This window comes from Dehalococcoidia bacterium (assembly GCA_021295915.1).
Taxonomy (GTDB): domain Bacteria; phylum Chloroflexota; class Dehalococcoidia; order Lucifugimonadales; family UBA1123; genus VXRN01.
The window spans coordinates 1-18,123 of record JAGWBK010000071.1 but is presented as its reverse complement, the minus strand read 5'-3'; the positions used below and the strand labels follow the sequence as shown (position 1 = coordinate 18,123).

General features: G+C 60.3%; 17 protein-coding genes. 8 read left to right on the top strand and 9 right to left on the bottom strand.

Going from position 1 to position 18,123, the window contains the following annotated elements:
• Nucleotides 1-178: 178 nt before the first annotated feature.
• Nucleotides 179-1,513, bottom strand: a complete 1,335-nt coding sequence (locus J4G14_14650) for an amidase (protein MCE2459031.1) — start codon at nt 1,511-1,513, stop codon at nt 179-181.
• 255 nt (nt 1,514-1,768) lie between these two features.
• On the opposite strand from J4G14_14650, the gene J4G14_14645 reads away from it, so the two are divergent.
• Nucleotides 1,769-2,800: a hypothetical protein gene (locus tag J4G14_14645; GenBank protein ID MCE2459030.1), complete on the top strand. Its 1,032-nt coding sequence runs from the start codon at nt 1,769-1,771 to the stop codon at nt 2,798-2,800.
• Nucleotides 2,801-2,907: 107 nt separating this feature from the next.
• On the opposite strand, the gene J4G14_14640 is transcribed toward J4G14_14645, so the two are convergent.
• The 3 genes from J4G14_14640 to J4G14_14630 form a co-directional block, all read right to left on the bottom strand.
• Nucleotides 2,908-3,312 carry a PIN domain-containing protein gene (locus J4G14_14640; GenBank protein MCE2459029.1) on the bottom strand — a complete coding sequence of 135 codons (405 nt, stop codon included), beginning with the start codon at nt 3,310-3,312 and terminating at the stop codon, nt 2,908-2,910.
• Nucleotides 3,309-3,557 (bottom strand): hypothetical protein, encoded by a 249-nt coding sequence (locus J4G14_14635; GenBank protein ID MCE2459028.1) that lies wholly within the window; start codon nt 3,555-3,557, stop codon nt 3,309-3,311. Before J4G14_14635 ends, J4G14_14640 begins: the two co-directional genes overlap by 4 nt.
• Before the next feature lie 85 nt (nt 3,558-3,642).
• Nucleotides 3,643-4,872 carry an MFS transporter gene (locus J4G14_14630; protein ID MCE2459027.1) on the bottom strand — a complete coding sequence of 410 codons (1,230 nt, stop codon included), beginning with the start codon at nt 4,870-4,872 and terminating at the stop codon, nt 3,643-3,645.
• Nucleotides 4,873-5,108: 236 nt separating this feature from the next.
• On the opposite strand from J4G14_14630, the gene J4G14_14625 reads away from it, so the two are divergent.
• From J4G14_14625 to J4G14_14595, 7 genes are all read left to right on the top strand, one after another.
• A complete protein-coding gene (locus tag J4G14_14625) occupies nt 5,109-5,651 on the top strand; it encodes a Uma2 family endonuclease (protein MCE2459026.1) in 543 nt (180 codons plus the stop codon).
• Nucleotides 5,652-6,120: 469 nt separating this feature from the next.
• A complete protein-coding gene (locus tag J4G14_14620; GenBank protein MCE2459025.1) occupies nt 6,121-6,687 on the top strand; it encodes an enoyl-CoA hydratase/isomerase family protein in 567 nt (188 codons plus the stop codon).
• Between the two features lie 134 nt (nt 6,688-6,821).
• Nucleotides 6,822-7,970, top strand: coding sequence for an aminotransferase class V-fold PLP-dependent enzyme (locus J4G14_14615; GenBank protein ID MCE2459024.1), 1,149 nt, complete (start codon nt 6,822-6,824; stop codon nt 7,968-7,970).
• Nucleotides 7,971-8,111: 141 nt separating this feature from the next.
• Entirely contained in the window at nt 8,112-8,666 is a 555-nt protein-coding gene (locus tag J4G14_14610; GenBank protein ID MCE2459023.1) for a hypothetical protein, read from the top strand.
• 227 nt (nt 8,667-8,893) lie between these two features.
• Entirely contained in the window at nt 8,894-10,477 is a 1,584-nt protein-coding gene (locus J4G14_14605; GenBank protein ID MCE2459022.1) for a sulfurtransferase, read from the top strand.
• Nucleotides 10,478-10,676: 199 nt separating this feature from the next.
• Nucleotides 10,677-11,111 carry a hypothetical protein gene (locus tag J4G14_14600; GenBank protein ID MCE2459021.1) on the top strand — a complete coding sequence of 145 codons (435 nt, stop codon included), beginning with the start codon at nt 10,677-10,679 and terminating at the stop codon, nt 11,109-11,111.
• The gene (locus J4G14_14595) at nt 11,095-11,529 is read left to right on the top strand and encodes a hypothetical protein (protein ID MCE2459020.1); all 435 of its coding nucleotides are present in this window, start codon (nt 11,095-11,097) and stop codon (nt 11,527-11,529) included. The genes J4G14_14600 and J4G14_14595 overlap by 17 nt, the downstream gene beginning before the upstream one ends.
• A 38-nt stretch (nt 11,530-11,567) precedes the next feature.
• Here J4G14_14595 and rnc read toward each other — a convergent pair whose 3' ends face one another.
• The 5 genes from rnc to J4G14_14570 all read right to left on the bottom strand — a co-directional run.
• Nucleotides 11,568-12,275: a ribonuclease III gene (rnc, locus tag J4G14_14590; protein MCE2459019.1), complete on the bottom strand. Its 708-nt coding sequence runs from the start codon at nt 12,273-12,275 to the stop codon at nt 11,568-11,570.
• 1,797 nt (nt 12,276-14,072) lie between these two features.
• The gene (locus J4G14_14585; GenBank protein ID MCE2459018.1) at nt 14,073-15,704 is read right to left on the bottom strand and encodes an efflux RND transporter permease subunit; all 1,632 of its coding nucleotides are present in this window, start codon (nt 15,702-15,704) and stop codon (nt 14,073-14,075) included.
• A gap of 102 nt (nt 15,705-15,806) precedes the next feature.
• A complete protein-coding gene (locus J4G14_14580) occupies nt 15,807-16,718 on the bottom strand; it encodes a cobalamin-dependent protein (GenBank protein MCE2459017.1) in 912 nt (303 codons plus the stop codon).
• 261 nt (nt 16,719-16,979) lie between these two features.
• On the bottom strand, nt 16,980-17,516 hold the full coding sequence (locus J4G14_14575) for a hypothetical protein (protein MCE2459016.1): 537 nt from the start codon (nt 17,514-17,516) through the stop codon (nt 16,980-16,982).
• The coding region (locus J4G14_14570; GenBank protein ID MCE2459015.1) for a DUF4143 domain-containing protein at nt 17,513-18,123 on the bottom strand (611 nt) is incomplete at its 5' end. The genes J4G14_14570 and J4G14_14575, both read right to left, overlap by 4 nt.

Sequence of the window (18,123 nt, the reverse complement as noted above, 5' to 3'; positions counted from 1 at the left end):
CGGACTTCACCGACGAGGAGCGCGACATCATCCGGCAGAGCATGAAGATGGCCGCCGCCTACAAGGCCGCACGGAAGCGAAGCTAGACCATGGCAGCCGACTAGTCCCCGCCAAATTGAGAATAGTGAATTAAGAATTCAGAAAAGCGCTGCGGCGCTTAATTCACCATTCACTATTCTTAATCCAGAATTCCCTCCGCCCACGCCGCGACTGATAGCAGCTTCGCCTCCTCCCAGTGCGGGGTACCGAGCTGCACCCCCAGCGGCATCGCGTTGCTGTCGAACCCCGATGGCAGCGTGATCGTCGGGAAGCCGCCGAACGTGAACGGCGACTGGAACATCGGGTCTCCGGTGGTGCTGAGGTCACGCGGCGCGGACGACGGAGTCGACGGAGTCATCACCACGTCGAAGGGCCGCATCGCCTCGGTCACGTCGCGGGTGAACGCCGCCTGCACGTCCTTCGCCTTAAGGTAGTCCACCGCGCTCACCTGCAGTCCGTCCTCGATCATCACGCGCACCTTTGGCGAGTAGTCGTCCGCCCGGTCCACGAACCATTCCCGGTGAAAGTCTGCGCCCTCGGTCGACATGAGTATCCGGTGCGCCCACAGCATATCGTCGAAGGGGTCCGGGGACAGCTCGATGTCCTCCACGACCGCTCCCGCCTCCGCAAACTGCCGGGCTATCGAGTCCGCGTGCTCCTGAGTCTCCTCAGTGGCCTTCTCCCAGAAGTGGGTGCGCACCAGCCCGATGCGCGGAGCGGACTGAGGTGCCAGCGACGCCGCGTGATAATTGGGAATCTGCGCGTCAACCGATCCGGGGTCGTTGGGGTCGTATCCCGACATCGCGTCGAGAAGCATCGCCGTGTCCTCGACGGTCCGGCCATAGTGCCCCATCGTGTCCAGCGACGCCGACACCGGCACGACGCCGTACCTGCTGATCCTGCCGAACGTGGGCTTGAGCCCGACCACGCCGTTGTACGCCGCCGGGCGCAGCACCGACCCGCCGGTCTGCGACCCGAGCGCCGCCGGGAACATCTTCGCGATGACGCCGACCGCCGAGCCCGAGCTCGACCCTCCCGGCGTGTGCGCGTGGTTCCACGGGTTGCGCGTCGGAGGCGGATCGCCGCACGCGAACTCGGTCGTGACCGTCTTGCCCATGATGACCGCGCCCGCCTGTCGCAGCTTGGAGACGGCTGTAGCGTCGAAGTCCGGCACGAAGTCTGCCAGGATCTTCGAGCAGGCTGTCGTCAGCACACCCTGCGTGTAGTAGATGTCCTTCACGCCCACCGGCACGCCGTGCAGAGGCCCGCGAGGTCCCTCGGATGCAAGTTCCCTGTCGCGCAGCCGTGCCGCTTCGAGGGCCGCGTCCTCGTCCAGCGTCACCCAGACATTGAGGTGCCGCTCAAGCTCGCTGCACACAGCCAAAAGCGCCGACATCAGCTCCTCAGCCGACACCTCACGCTCCCTGATAGCCCTCGCCGCCTCGGCAACAGTCAGATCGTGCAGTTCAGTCATGGTCGGCCTCCTCTGGGGGTGTTTTCTGTAAAGGCGCTACGCTCCACATCCTACACCGTCGTGCGTGAGGCTGCCCCGCGCAGACGAACTCCACAGTGCCGTTATACGTAGCACGGTACAGTTCGCAAAAATCTTCATGTCAGCGTCAGGCATCGAAATGAGTACGCCGCCGAATCCCAGTGCGGGCACAATGCTAGACCTACTGATACCCTTGACCGAATTCAGGGCGTAAACGAAGCGTGGTAAGGAAAGAGGTTGAAGTTTTCTGATCTGACTCCTTCGATTAGCAGGTTTGAAGCTGGTACTACAGTGAATGACATTGCTATATGGCTTGATACAGACATCACTGGTTCCATAACTCACTTTTGGTTTGAGCAGGACGGCTATCGCCGCATCTGTGACAACCAACCTAGGGAAGATAGTGAATCTCTCAGGACTGAACAAATCCTGAATCCGATCCCGTGCCAGAAGTGCAAGTCACTCTATCTGGAAGATGTGCTACATGGAAGAAAAGCTCTGAGAATCTGGGCAGACCCCCCAGTATTGAAAAAAGAAGGAGGCGCCCTATTTAATGATATGCACTCCCAGAAAATAGGGGGGCCTATATCCCCAGAGGGGGTCACTATGCCTAAAATACCCATGTCGAGTTTTGCCAGATTCTATGAAGTTAGGCCAGCTGAACAGGTGAGAATAGTACGCGATATTAGGACGCGACTCATGGACCCAGAGGGTTACATTGTTCGTGACTATTATGGCCCGCTGAGAAATCAACTGAAGGCAACGCACTGGACCACTAGGGACATTGAGTATTTCGAGGATGGGCTAGAACTGTTCTTGGAAAACCAGAAGTTCGACGATAGGAGAGATCATTACAGGCGCTTGAGCGAAGCTTATGTCTCATATTGGCATAATGTTGAGGGAGGCTACTTCACGGTCCCTCCTACCGATGTGACGATTGCCGGTCTAACGATCACAGTGCGTCCGGAGGTCGGCCTGCGAACCGTTGGGGGGGATTATCAGGCACTTAAACTCTGGTTCAACTCAGATCGGCCTTCTCGACAAGCTCGTCAATTCATTGTCTACCTGATGAATAAAGCGAAGGCACAGAATGAATCGTGGGGTGACCTTTGGTATTCGGGAATCTGGGACATAAGAAGACAGAATGTCCTTCCTCCGATCAAGCCGGCTAGAGACTTAGAGTTGGGTCTCACTGGGCAGATCGCAGCATTTCTGCATATCTGGGATGACTTAGATCGTCGGAGTCGAGAAGGGGAATTGCCTTATTAGGCATGACACCGGTGATAGGCAGTGAGGTTAAGGAATCAGGAATTCACTGCCAGCACGCATTGAATGAGAGTTTGGAAAGCTCTAGTTCGAACTCGACCTGCACAGCGCTACGGGGTTAGCGAACTAGCCGTCTCGAAACCCTCGGCCTCAAAGTCCGCGTCGAAAGCGAGCGCCGTGTTGACGGAGTACTGTCGCATAACGACGAAGCTCATGCAGTCCACGAGGCTTAGCCCACGCAGATTGCGGTCCGCCACTATCTCGACAGCGGCAGCATGATCGGACGGAGAGACCCAGTGGACGGTGAACCGCTCAGCATCCGACAGAAATGCAAGCGAACTCTCCAGTCCGAGCCTGTTCTGCAGCAGTGCCGCAGACTCCACCAGGACGTAGTTGTGGGTGAGCAACGCTTGACCTTCGGCCACCACGCTCTCGAGCGAGGCCACGGCCTCTTCGTGGTGCGAGTCTCGTGTGTTGGCGAGAGCCAAAATCGCAGAGGTGTCGAGAAATATCAACGAGCGAAATCCTCAGCGAGGGCTTCATCGTGCCTCTCGGACAGCGCTTGCGGCGTGCCTGACCGGGACTGCCCTGAGCCGATGAAGGTAAATCCTTCGAGCCCACCTGTCCGTTCGGCCGAGGGCGTCAGATACTGGTCAAGTGCCTCCCTGACCACTGCAGCTAGAGATTTATTCTCCGAGTAGGCCCGCTGCTTCGCCAACGTGTAGGTAGTCTCATCAAGCTGTATCTGCGTCCTGATCATAGTGCCATGCCTCCACTCACATCATACCATCATGATGTGAGATCTATCATAGGGGCAGAACGGGAAGGTAAACTCGCTCCCACCCTCACGCCCCCCGCAGCTTCGGCGCCGCTACAGCAAGCACAAGGATCAGCGTGATGCCGACCAGGCCCACCACCTGCGCCGCCGCTGGCGCGCCCCAGACTCCGGCGATGGCCCCGGCGGCGATGCTCCCGAAGCTGTAGGCCAGGATGGAGAACGATCGCAGTCCCATGATCCTGCCCCGGAACTCCTGTTGCGTGGTGCGCAGCAGCAGCGTGAGTATCAGCACCTGCGTCGACGCGAACGCCACGCCCACCAGCGCGAATAGTCCCATGGACAGGTACAGAGACCGGGACAGCGAGAAGACCAGAACCATCGTGTGCCACGAGACAATAGCAACGACCAGCAGCCTGCCGACTCGGCGCAGGTTGGGCACCATCGCCAGGCCCAGTGAACCGCTCAGCGCTCCGACTCCAAAGGCGAAGAGCAGCAGTCCCAGTCCGGCAGAGTCGGTGCCCAGTACGTCTCGTGCGAAGATTGGAGCCAGGCTGGTGTGTACCGTCCATCCGGCGAGGTTGATGACGACTGCCGCTGTCAGCACGGCCCAGATGACCTGGTTGCCAGCCGCGTACTTCAGGCCGTCGACCACCGTGCGCAGCACCGGCTCTGTTGGGCGGGGAGTTTCTGAACGGTCGATCCTGATGCCCACGGCGACCATACCGCTGGCGAGGTACAGCGACGCGATGGCCAGGTAGGCTCCCTGCGGACCGAACGCCTTGTACAGCAGCCCTCCGATGACCGGCCCGCCCAGCATGGCGATGTTCATGGCCACCGTGTTGAATGCCGCGCCGTTGTTCACCCGCTCCCGCGGCAGCGTGTCGGCCACCAGCGACTGCGCGACTGGCATCTGGAAGAGCCGGACGACGCCCATGAACAGCGTGATGGCGAAGATATGCCACACCTCCAGCGTATCGGTCAGGATCAGCGCCAGCATCAGGATGCCCATGATCCCCATGACGAATTCGACCGAAATCAGCAGCAGGTTGCGGGGAAGCCTGTCGGCGATGGCGCCGGTGAACAGGGCCAGGAAGTTCAGCGCCATCCGCGCGGCGGCTATGGATCCCACCAGGAACGGCGAGTCTGTCAGCGATAGCACAAACCAACCCAGCACCGCCGACTCCATCTGCGTGCCGATGCCGACCAGTGCGGTCGAGCTCCACACGAACGAGAAGTTGCGGTACCGAAAGACGCCCAGGGGCGAGGAAGCCCGGACCAGGGTGGAGGTTAGTCTCAATGTAGGGTCCCGTGCCAGTTAGTTTTGGCAGCGACCTATCCTAGCACGCTATTGTCGAATGCTATAATCCTGACAGGAGTAGATCGCACAAATCCGTCATTTCGGCGAAGGCCGGAATCCAGAAGGGTGTGGGGCAGTAGCCAGTAGCTTGTGTCCAGGCCTTTTCACCCTCACCCCAACCCTCTCACTCAGGGAGAGGGGGCATGTAATCTTCCCACGAGACCCGGAGGGCGAACATGGTCACGACACCAAAGCTGACCTATCAGGACTACGCCAACCTCGAGGGCGACGAACGCTACGAACTTCTCAATGGAGAGTTGATATTGGTTGCATCGCCCAATAGAGGCCATCAATCGGCCAGCGTACGACTGCTAACCCGGATGCATTCGTTCGTGGAAGAAAACGATCTTGGCTGGGTGTACTGTGCCCCATTCGACGTCCTGTTCACCGACACCGATGTCGTACAGCCCGACATCCTGTTCATCTCACGGGAGCGAGAGCACATCCTGACACCTGCCAACGTGCAGGGAGCCCCCGACCTCATCGTAGAGATCCTGTCGCCGTCGTCGTCAACGCGGGATTGGCGTTCCAAGCGAGAGCTGTACTCCGCCCACGGGGTTCGCGAGTACTGGATAGTCGATCCCACCAACAGGATAGTATCCATCCTACTACCCCAGGACGGAGTGCTAGAGATAGACCAGACTCACACCGAAGACGAAACGGCGACATCCACGGTCATCGAAGGCTTCAGCGTCAGCCTGGATACCATCTTCTCTTAGGGTCACACCGCACAGGACTACCCTCTATTGAGGGTGTCTCAAATGTCCCTTCTCCCCTGGCGGGAGAAGGTTAGGGCCTGCCCCGGACTTGATCCGGGGATGAGATGGATTGTACCTCTCACCCTCACCTCAGTCCTCTCCCATCAAGGGAGAGGAGGCACTAAGAACCACATTCTGAGACATTTTCTCTATTACCTAGTCCCCACCTGCCTAAAGTTGCAGGACGCCTCAACCTCGCCTTAGGCTGTGCTGGTTAGAGAAAAGGCAAAAGAACTTCAGTGGGACGGTGAATCATGACAACAGTCGAGTACGAAATAAGGGACAGGGTCGGATACGTAACCTTCAACCGGGCGGACAAGCTCAACGCTATCGACGTTGAGATGCGCAACGAGATCTGGCGCGTCATGCACGATGTCAACGACAACCCCGACGTATGGATGGCGGTCATTACAGGCAAGACCTCGTCTCGATGTCCGGCCGCGGCGACGATCTCTACGAGGACGAGATCTCCACCGAGGACCTCTACGTCTACCAGACACAGATTTACAAGCCGATCATCGCATCCATCAACGGCTTCTGTCTCGCCCAGGGAGGCGGAATCGCGCTGGCGTCCGACATCAGGATCGCCTCCGACCAGGCGCAGTTCGGCTGGCCGCAGGCGCGGCGAGGCATCGGCTCGGTCAGCGGCCCGTGCATGCTGGCGCACCGTGTGCCGCTCAACTACGCGTTCGAGTTCCTGTTCACTGGCAACATGATCTCCGCCGACCGCGCTTTGGAGCTAGGCCTGGTCAACAAGGTCGTACCGCACGACGAGTTGGAATCAGCCACCCAGGAGTACGTCGACACGCTGATGGCCAACGCACCGCTCGCCATGCGCGCCATCAAGGAGGTCACGGTGCGAGGACTGAGCATGCGCCTCGAGGACCGAGTCCGCCTGGCCGGTATAGTCAACCGCCGCCTCCAGCGCACCGAAGACGCCCAGGAAGGCATCCGAGCCTTCGCCGAAAAGCGCACCCCCTCCTTCGCCGGCCGTTAGCGAGGGCTTGACATAGGCGTATGAAATTGTAGAGGCGGTTCGCGAACCGCCCCTACGACGTTAAGAGCCTTTAGGCACTCGGCGAATGTGGTAATCTGGGCTCCAAACCAGACTGCATACCAACGGAGACCCTCATGACTAGCCAGACCAACGAGTTCTACAGCCGCCTCGGCGTCAAGCGCATCATCAACGCCGCTAGCTGGATCACCGTGTACGGAGGCAGCATCATGCCCCCCGCAGTGGTCGAGTCGATGAACGAGGCCTCCCGCTGGTTCGTCGACCTCCATGAGCTCAACCAGAAGGCCGGTGAGGTCATCGCGCGTCTGACCGGCGCGGAGGCCGGACTGGTCACCGCAGGGTCTGCAGCCGGGATGGTTCTCGAGTCCGCCGCGTGCATAGCCGGCAACGACCCCGCCAGGATCTGGCAGTTGCCCGATACCACCGGCATGAAGAACGAGATCGTCATCCACCGCGCACATCGGGTCAACTACGATCACAGCTTCCGCGTCACCGGCGCGCAGCTTATCGAGATTGGCAACACCGGCACCACGCACGAGTGGGAGCTCGAGTCCGCGATCAACGAGAACACTGCCGCAGTCGCTTACGTGTTCGGTCCCCGACGTGGCGGTGCGCTGCCGTTGCCCAGGGTCGTCGAGATCGCTCACGAGCGCGGTGTCCCGGTCATCGTGGACGCCGCTGCCATGCTGCCGCCGCCTGAGAACCTGACCAAGTTCATCGATCAGGGAGCCGACCTGGTGAGCTTCAGCGGAGGCAAGGGCGTGCTCGGTCCACAGTCGACCGGCATACTTGCCGGACGCGCCGACCTCATCGAGGCGGCCTACGCAAACTCGGCTCCGAACTCCGAGGCAATCGGACGCGCTGCGAAGGTCTGCAAGGAGGAGATCGCAGGACTCGTGACCGCGCTCGAGATGTTCGTCGACACAGACTTCGACGCAGTCCAGGCCAACTGGAGGGCCAAGTGCGCCCACGTCGCCGACCATCTACAGGGCATAGACGGACTCGACGTCGAGTTGCTGGAGGCCCGCCCCGAGCTAGATGAGCCGGACAACAACACCGCCCGTGCACACGTCAGCCTGACACCGTCGTGGACCGGCCCGTCCATCGCCGAAATCGTACAGCAACTCGAGGATGGCGACCCCGGCATACGCATCAGGGACTCACGCATCGACGACAGCTTCTCGTTCATACCCGTAAACGTCAGGGACGGTGAAGAAGAGATAGTAGCCAACCGCCTGCGAGAGATCCTCACGCAGAGCGCGTAAGTTATCACCCAGACTAGACCCCCTCTCCCTTGATGGGAGAGGGCTGGAGCCTGCCCCGTACTTGATACGGGGGTGAGGGTGAATAGACAACCCACCATCCCAAGTATGAAAATAGGACCAACCTGAACAGGAGGGACCACCATGACAACCGTTAAGTACGCACTAGACGAGTTCATCCACGACATGAGCACTCTCGTCGACGAGCAGCCTGATCAGGAGCGGCTCTTCGATCGCGGCTCTTCGTACCTGGAGCGGCTGATAGTCAACCCGGACGCAATCCCCGAGCAGTACCGGATGCCGGCCCCCGGACGCAACCACGGCACCTTCGTGCTCCACTACGGCGACAACGGCCTGCTGGTCACGACAGTAGTATGGGGCCCCGGCGACCACATCGGCCGCATGATCGGCGTGATGGACAACGGCATCACCGAGACCCGCTTCAAGCGCCACGACGACCGCTCCCGCGACGACTACGCTGAGATCGAGAAGGACCGCGAGACGCTCGTCCTGCCCGGCGATGTCAGCCTGCTGGTCCCAGAGGTCGACGAGATCCACCAGATGGACAACTACTCTGACACCCCGACGGTAGAGATCCACGTCTACGGCAACGACCTGAGAGGCCTGCAGCGCAGCAGGTATAACCTGGAGACCTGCGAAGTGAAGCACTTCGCCACCAGCCGCTTCGACAACTGCTAGCCGGGGATAACGGCCCCGTTTGAAATCCAACGTAGGGGCGGTTCGCGAACCGCCCCTACTGCCCTAATCCTGACAAGCTCATACAGGAGACCTCAGCAAACCCCCCTCTCCCTCAGAGCCTGCCCCGTGCTTGATACGGGGGAGAGGGCTGGGGTGAGGGTGAAAAGGTCTGATTCCAACAATCCGTGCGCTAGTAGATTCACCTATCCACCAGTGGAGAGAACGCCATGCCACCAACCATCTCATGCGCCGAAGTTGCAGACCTCCTCGCAGGCGACCAGCCGTTCGCGCTGATCGACGTCCGGGAATCGGGCGAGTACAACTCCTCGCACATCGTCGGAGCGAGCCTGATCCCGCGCAGGGAGCTTGAGCTACGCATCGTTGACTCCGTCCCGCACGCAGACGCAACGGTCGTTCTGTGCGACGACGACGGTCGACGTGCCGAACTCGCCGCCGAGACGCTCCGAGGCCTCGGTTACCGCAACGCCGTAGCGATGGCGGGAGGCATGGCACGCTGGGTGACCGAGCGGCGTCCCACCGAGTGGGGAGTCAACGTCCCCAGCAAGGACTTCGGCGAGAAGGTCCAGGTTCAGCACCACGTGCCCGAGATCGACGCTGTCGAGCTCCAAAGCAGGATGGACCGCGGCGACAAGATGGTGATCCTCGACACTCGTACGCCCGAGGAGTACCAGCGCAACTGCATCCCCGGCGGTCGAAGTGTCCCGAACGGCGAGTTGGCTCTGTACATAAGCGACATCCTCAGCGACGTGGACGACGATACTACCGTCATCATCAACTGCGCCGGTCGCACCAGGAGCATCATCGGCACCCGGCTGCTCCAGCGCATGGGCGTCGAGAACGTCGTCGGACTCGAAAACGGCACCGCGGGATGGGTTCTCGCCGGGTACCAGCTTGAGTACGGCGCGGACCGTCTCGACCTCCCGGAGCCGACTGAAGATGGCCTAGCCGCCGCAGAGCGGTACGCCGACCAGCTAGTTGAGCAGGACGGAGTCCGCTACATCGACGTGTCCGCGCTCGACTCCCTGATGGAGCGCCGGACGTCCGAGACCGTGTACCTCGTAGACGTCCGCACCGACTCAGAGTACGCCGGGGGTCACATTCCCGGCTTTAGGTGGTTCCCCGGAGGACAGGCCGTGCAGCGCGCCGACGAGGTCGCCGTCGTTCACAACGCGCCAATCGTGTTCTGCTGCGACGGCAGGGCGCGCGCCGCGTTCGCAGCGTCGTGGTACAGGCTGATGGGCTTCGAGGAAGTGTACGCACTTCACGGCGGCACGTCCGCGTGGGCCGAGTCCGGTCGCGTCCTCGAGAGCGGCGCGCCCGACACCGGTATGAGACCGGTCGCAGGCAAGTCGGTAACCACAGTGACGGCGGACGAAGTTGCTGCCGCCTCTCCATCCACCCGCATCATCCACGTCGGTCTCAGCGCCGAGTTCGCCCAGGGCCACGTCCCCGGCGCGTCGTGGATTCCGAGAGGCTGGCTGGAGTTCAGGATCGACGACGTCGCGCCTGACAAGGACGCCCCGATCGTCGTCACCTGCCTCGACGGCGGAGCGCAGTCCGCACTGGCAGCAGCCACGCTAACGGGCTTGGGCTACACCGACGTCAGCACACTCCAGGGCGGCACCGGCGCGTGGCGAGCCTCCGGCCGCGACGCAGAGGTCGGCCTAACCGGCGTCATGTCCCCACCCAACGACAACCTCCCCATGGGCCCAGATCGCGGCTACGCCGACATGGTCAACTACCTCCGCTGGGAAGAAGAACTAGGCCACAAGTACGCGTCAGCCGACTGACGGACTGCATCCTGGAAGTTACGTTTCGGCTATGTGACTACGTAATGCGTAACGCTGTACCTCTTGTGCTATAATTACTCTTGATCCAATAGTCGACTCGTGGCTTATCGCCCATTTCTTGTTCAGGGAGACAATCGCAACTTCTCGCTTACGATGCTTGGCCGGGAACTGATGAATGTCCTCCTACAGTGGTTAGCACATGAACACACTCACATTGAACAATACTCTCTACAGGGCCCTCGAAGATGAGGCTGCTAAGACTGGCAGGCGAGTCGACGATATTGCGGCAGAGGCTATCGAAAGTTGGCTCACAAAAGTCCACGTGTCGGAGCGCATGCCACAGAGCTGTGTATCACTCTTTGACCGTCTCGCCGAGGAATGGCGGGATGATCGGCCTCGAAGTGTCGATGTAGCCGACATGGTGATGCACCCTTCATACCAGAGGATAATCGGAATGGGCGAGGACGCTATCCCTATGATCCTCAGTGAACTCGACCGTCAGCCCGACCACTGGTTCTGGGCACTCCACTCAATTACAGGTGTAGATCCTGTACCTGAGGAGTGCCAGGGCAACATTGCGGGAATGGCTAATGCTTGGCTCGAGTGGGGACGCCAGAATGGATTCTGCCAGTAGCAGCGCATCGTGGATAGATGAGACGTTCCCTGGACTGCGTTACGACGTCACCAGCGAGCCCGATGACCGTTACAACTGCATCGCTTGGGCACTTGGCCGACAGGATGTTTGGTGGAGCCACCTCCCTGGCTACCGATGGGTCGGGTATCGTTCTCCAACCATAGAGACCTTGGAGGACGTCTTTCTCGCACTGGGATACGAGCGTTGCGACAGCGATGATCTGGAAGACGGCTACGACAAAGTGGCCCTATTCGCCCAAGGTAATCTCTGGACACACGCTGCTCGACAGTTGTCTGACAGCAGGTGGACAAGCAAATTGGGAGTGTTCGAGGACATCGAACATGACTCGCTCGACGTTATATCGGGACGGCTGTACGGCGAGGTCCATTGCATCGTGAGGAGAAGACGTCGCACATAGCGGCCGACCCCGGTGTGAATATAGGCTCGTTGGAGACCTCACCCGCTCCCCAGCGCCCCCAGCGCCGCCACCGCTGCCTCAGCCCCCGCCACCTTCTTGCTACGACCCTGGCCCGTCCCCATCGCGACGCCGTTCACCACGGCCTGGACTGTGAACGTCGGGTCGTGACTCGAACCCTTCATCCCGACCGTCTCGTACACCGGAGGCCCGTAGCCGCGTTCCATCGCCGCCTCGTGCAGCAGCGACTTGGGGTGGCGTGGGGCCGTCTCCGCCTCGGCGGCAATCTCCAGCTCAGGGTCCATGACGCGAAGAGCGAACTCGCGCGACGCTTCGTACCCCTGGTCCAGGAACAGCGCGCCCACCAGCGCCTCAAATGCGTCGACGAGGTTCGACTTGCGCTCGCTGCCCCCCCTGTCGATCTCGCCCCTGCCCATGACGAGCCATTTGCCCAGTCCGAGCCTCGCGCCGATCTCAGACAGCGACTGCCCATCCACCAGCGTGGCGCGCACCTGCGTCATGCGGCCCTCAGGCCACTCCGGGAACCTGGTCATCAACTCCTGCGCGACGATCAGTCCCAGGACTGCATCTCCCAGGAACTCCAGGCGCTGGTTCGACTCCTCGAATACGCCTGGAAACTCCGAGACGAACGAGCCGTGTACCAGCGCCTGCTCCAGCAGCGAGATGTCGTCGAATTCCAGCTCTAGCGCTGCCGCGATTTCAGCAATCTGACGTGGTGAGTGTTTCATCTGTCATTCCCATTCGAGACCTGTCGAGAGCCCCCTCTCCTAGGGGAGAGGGCTGGGGTGAGGGTGAAAACGATCTCATTACAAGCTCGCAATCACCACCCACACCCCTCTGGATTGCCGAGCGGCGAGCCACTTCGTGGGTTCCGGCTTTCGCCGGAATGACGGACCCACGCAATCTGCTAGTCCCCCAAGGCAGCTTCAGGCTGGGGAACAGCCGCACCCCGCCTGAATACCCGTCTGAGCAGGCTGGGAATGCTCTCATTCGCCAGCGTGTACACGACTGGCACCACCACGAGCGTCAGCACCGTCGAGCTCGCGAGGCCGCCTATCACGACAGTCGCAAGCTCCGCGCTGAGTATGCCGCCCTCGTCTTCGACGAACGCGGCCAGCGGCAGCAGCGCGATGCTCGTCGTGATCGCCGTCATGAGTATCGGCCGCAGCCGCACTCGTCCGCCCTGTATCAGCGCGTCGTACACGCCCAGACCCCGCTCACGCAGCTGCTCGACGAACGAGATCAGCACGATCGCATTGGTGACCACTATTCCGATCAGCATCAGAATGCCCATCATCGCGGGGAGACCCAGCGACCGGCCTGTAATCGCCAGCGCGGCCAGCGCACCGATGATCGCCAGCGGCAGGCTCGTGATGATCACGAACGGGTTTCTCAGTGAGCCGAGGCTGGCGACCATTACAAGGTAGACGCCCACGACGCCCACGATCATCGCCAGGAAGATGCTCTGGAAGCCCTCGGCTATCTGGGCAAACACGCCGCCGTTGGTAACTTCGACACCCGGCGGCATCACCAGACCGTCGATTATCTGCTGGATCTGCTGCCCTACGGCCTGTGTGTCGTCGGACGTGATGCTCCCGGTGATGGATGCAGACCTCGATCCGTCGGTCCGGGTGATGGTCACCGGCCCGTCGGTCTCGACAACAGAGGCGATCTCGCTCAGAGGACTCGAACCCAACGGGCCTGAGACCATCATGCCGCTCAGCGACTCCAGGCTGTTTATGCTGTCAGTCCGAGCGGCAAGCACCACGTCGACAGGCTCGCCATCGACCTCGATCTGCGTTACGGTCTGCCCGGTCAGGAACTGGTTCACCTGGAACGCCACCTGCTGCGTGCTGAGACCCACAGAGGCCGCACGCGCTGGGTCGACGTTGATTACGATCTCGTCTCTTGCCTCGCTCACGTTACTGGTAACGTTTTCAACCCCCGGCACCCTGTTCAGCTCGTCCATAAGCTGGACCGTGACGGCTGAGATGTCCGAATAGTTCGGGCCGGTAATGATGATGTCGAGACCTGCCTGCGGCGGTCCATCGACGATCTCCAGGACGTTGATTATCCGCCCCTCGGAGCTTCTGAGGTTGTTTCTCAACGTGTCGGCCGTGTTTTCGGGGGCGTCTTCTCTTAGCCGTACCAGTGTGCTGGACTGGTTGAATCCGCCCGGTCCGTCCGCTCCGAAAGCAGCAGCTGGACTTCCCACGGTTGTCACGTACACATCCGATAACGGCTCAAGCTGGTCCTCGATCAAACCCACTTCGTTCAACGTCGCCTGCGCCGGCGTGCCCGGCGTGAGGTTCATGTTGATCTGTACGAACCTCGGCCCGCCCGACCCGAAGAGGTTCACCGGGATGATCCCGATCAGGCTTAGGCTGCCCAGGGTAATGACGAGTGCCGCGATCAGCGTGATCGCCTTGTGCCGCAGCGCGGTCACCAGGATCGGCGTGTACACGCGCTGAAGCCATGTGTCGGTCTCGGGCAGGTCGTCCTCTTCGCCCGTGCCCTCGGGGAGGTCACCGGGCCTGAGCAGGTACGCTCCCAGCACCGGAACGGCGGTGAGCGCGACCACGAGCGATGCGATCAGTGCAAAGCTGACGGTGATAGCGAACGGGAAGAAGAACGCTCCAACCAGCCCCTCGATGAAGGCGAGCGGCAGGAAGACTACGATTGTCGTAAGCGTGGACGCCGTGATCGCCGGGCCGACCTCGACGCCACCGCTCCTTGCCGCCCTCGATGTTGCGGTACACGTTCTCCAGCACCACGATGCTGTCGTCCACGACCCTGCCGACCGATATCGCGAGCCCACCAAGTGTCATGAAGTTCAGGGCCAGCCCCTGCCAGCTCATGAGCAGCACGCCCATGAATATGCTCAGGGGTATCGACAAACCGATCACCACCGTGGGGCGAAGCGTCCTGAGAACGCCCATGATGACTGATGGTCTTAGCGTCAGGAAAAACAGGAATACGACCGAGATGGCAAGCGTCAGCCCCAGGATGGCCTCACGCTCGAGGGTAGAGATCTGCGACTGGATGTCAGGACCCTGGTCCCTGAAAGTCACGATCTCCGCGCCATTCAGTTCGCCTCGGATACTGGCCAGCGCATCCTGGACGCCCGTCGTCACGTCGATCGTGTTGGCGTCCGGGTGCTTGACGACTGCGATACTCATGCTCGGCTGGCCGTTCGTCCTGGATATGCTCGTCGGGATGCCCGACCCAAGCGTGACGTCCGCCACGTCGCCAAGCGTGACAGCCTGTCTTGAGCCTGCCGAGGGGGCCTGCCCAGAGCCTGCCGAAAGGGCCTGTCCTGAGCCTGTCGAAGGAGCCTGCCCAGCACTTGTCGAAGGTGCCTGTGCCGGTGGCCCCGACGCTCCCGGCCCGCCGGCCGGCATACCGCCGAACGCCGCCGGACTGCTCACAACCAGTCCACGCAGGTCGTCAAGCGACGAGTAAGAGTTGGTCGTCTTGATCGGCAGCAGCTTGCCGCCGTTCGAAATAACGCCGCCCGGCAGCGTGATGCTGTTCTCGCGCAGCGCCTGCGAGATCTGGAACAGCGACACGCCCTTTTCGGACGCCTTCTCGAGATCGACCGACACGAGCGCCCTGCGCTCGACGCCTCCTGAGACCTCGACACCGAAGACGCCCTCTACCGCCGATATCTCCGGCACAATCCGCGATTCGACAATGCGCTGCAGTTCCGCAACGTCGCCGCCGTTGATGACGCTTAGCTGCAGCACCGGGAACTCGTCCGGGTTGATGCGGGCGACGATAGGGTCGTTGACTCCACCGGGGAATGAGATCCCTCCTACGTTTGAGTTGATGACGTTCTCGGCGTTGGACATGTCCGTCCCGAACTCGAACGAGGCCAGGATGATCGACCGGTTCTCGGTCGAGATCGACTGCATCGCGTCGAGTCCGTCAACTCCTGTGATGGCCGCCTCGATGGGCTCGGTAACGTCCCGCACCACCGCATCCGGGTTGGCCGACGGGTAGAACGTGGTCACGGTAACCAGCGGAAACTCGATCTCCGGGAACAGCTCCACCGGCAGACTCCGGTAGGTGAATATCCCCGCCGCCAGCACAAGTATGACGGCGAGTACGGTAACTGACCTGCGACGCAGCGCAAGTCCTGTGACAAATCTGATCAAGGTTTTTCTCCAGAAGATGAGGGCTGTTGAATGTTGTTACCTAAAGGCTAGCAATCAAAGTTAGGCTGTTGCCATACATATCGTTATGGTTTGGAGTAGGCATCATTTATGCCTCAGTCGAGGTCCCGCTGAAGGCAGCGCCAGCAGATCGCCCATCGGCACTTCCAGCGCGTTCGCGATCTTCAGCACGGCTCCAATAGAAAGGTTCTGCCTGCCATGTTCGACTAGGCTGATGTACGTGCGGTCCAGTTCGGCCGCATCAGCCAACTGCTGCTGAGTCATCCTTCGGGAAGTCCGCGCTGAGTTGATCCGTCTGCCCATGAGGGTCAGGTGTTCTCCCAGCGTCAGGTTCTCATCGGTCAGTCCGACCAGTCGGCGCGCCTCGCTCACGGCCTCCAGCGCGTTGCCGACGATGGCGTCGCACCCCAACGTCTTGATGTCGAGGGATGCGCTTTCGAGGGCTCCGCCGCCCAACATGATCCTGGGTCCTGGCGAGGCCACTCTGCGTATAACGTCTGTGGCAGCCCTGACGTTAGGGAGGAATTCCGGCATCGCCGACGAGATCGCCACGAGATCGACGTTGCGATGACGAACGAACTCACCCAGGTCTGACGCCGGTGTGCCGGTCCCCAGGAAGTCGACCTCCCAGCCGTCCATCGCCAGCAGGTCGGCGATCATTCGCGCCCCGACGCTATGCTGGTCGCCCTCCACCGGCGTCACCACTGCCCGCACACCAAGTCCGGTGGGCGTCGTCATGCCCTGCCTGAGGTGGTCCATGATGTCGAGGGTGATCGTGGTAGCCAGGTGTTCCTGTGCCACATTGACGCGTCCCTCGTGCCACAGCTCCCCAACTCTGACCTGAGCCGGCGCCAGCACCTCGAGATAAATCTCGATATGGCTAACACCCCTGCCCACGGCCCGCCCAACCAACGACCGCGCCAGCTCACCCTCACCACCCACCAGAGCCTCAGCGTATCGATTTCTAAGTTCAGCTATTCGATCAGACCCTTTCACTCGACTACAGTTCTGGGGAGGTGCGTGACCTATGTTGGTAATTAACAACAACAACTAATATCAATGTTGAAATTGTAACACATAGCGCACTCAGAATCATAAGGAGATCGGTGTGCCCGACCTCGTCCTCTCCGGCCTCTACGAACATCTGCTGAAGGGCCCCAAGGTCGCTGCGAAACGCAATCATCGCAGCCTCAACAGCTAGATCCGCGCAAGGCTTACCGCATCAGTTCGCAGTGAGCCGGTAGCCCTTGTGGGTTCCTACGTGCTGGACAGCGCAGCTATTCGCGTCATCATGAGCTCGACAACCTGAGCAACTATGTGATCTACGTTTACCGGAAGAATATCCAGTTCTGAATAGCTAGTGCGGTCTTCCAATTGTGAAGTGGGAGTATCGTCGACTATCACTCGTCGCGAAACACCTTTGTCGTCAAGCTGCCACTCTATTGAGACCGTCAGGCTAAAGTCTTGACGACCAATGCCTGTGTACCCATTGAATCGGCAGTTGTGCTTAAGCAGAAGCGGTCGGTCGACACTCAGCTTGAATCCCCTGATCAATATGTACTGATTCTTCGTCTTCTCCCAGTTCCTTGGTTCAAGGAAACCACCGATGTCGACTCCGGCATTTTGACCTAACGCAATTGAAAAGCTTCGGTGGCTGGTTCGAAATAACTCTTCTCCTAGTGGCTTGAATGCCGACTCCAATCCATCAAGCATCGGTCGGACGTGTGTGTGGTAGACTGCATCCAGTGATGCGACGTCTGTGTCTGCAGGCGCTGACCCTCTCCTCTTACTCACAAAGGCCTCGATCTCCTGGTTGACTTCGAACCGTTCGAGTACTCCGGCCAGTTCACTCGCCGGCACAACATCGCAGTCGCTCCGGGTCTGACGTACTGTGCCCCCATACACACGAACTCGGCAACGCGGTTTAGTGACCTGAAGTAGTCTGAGGAGACCGTAGCGCCCGACTTTACTTCAATTGCATGGATTCCGTGACCGGTCTCGTAGAGGAGATCACATTCCAGGCCCCTTGAGTCTCGGAAGAAAGAGAGGTTGGGCTGACGACCACGATTGAAGCGATACTTGAGTGTCTCAGCAACAACCATATTCTCGAAGAGTGCCCCGCGAAGAGGATGAGTGGTTACTTGCTCCGCGTTTTCGATTCCTAGGAGATAGCTGGCCAGCCCTACGTCGTAGAAGTAAATCTTGGGGGACTTGACCAGACGCTTACGGATATTGGCGTAGAACGGTGGTAGCTGGAAGATTATGTAGCTCGTCTCCAGTATGGTGAGCCACTCCCGCACCGTTGTGTGGGACACACCGGCATCCGAACCCAGTGAGCTGAGATTGACCAGTTGCCCAACTCGGCCTGCACACAAGCGCATGAATAGTCTGAAGCTGGACA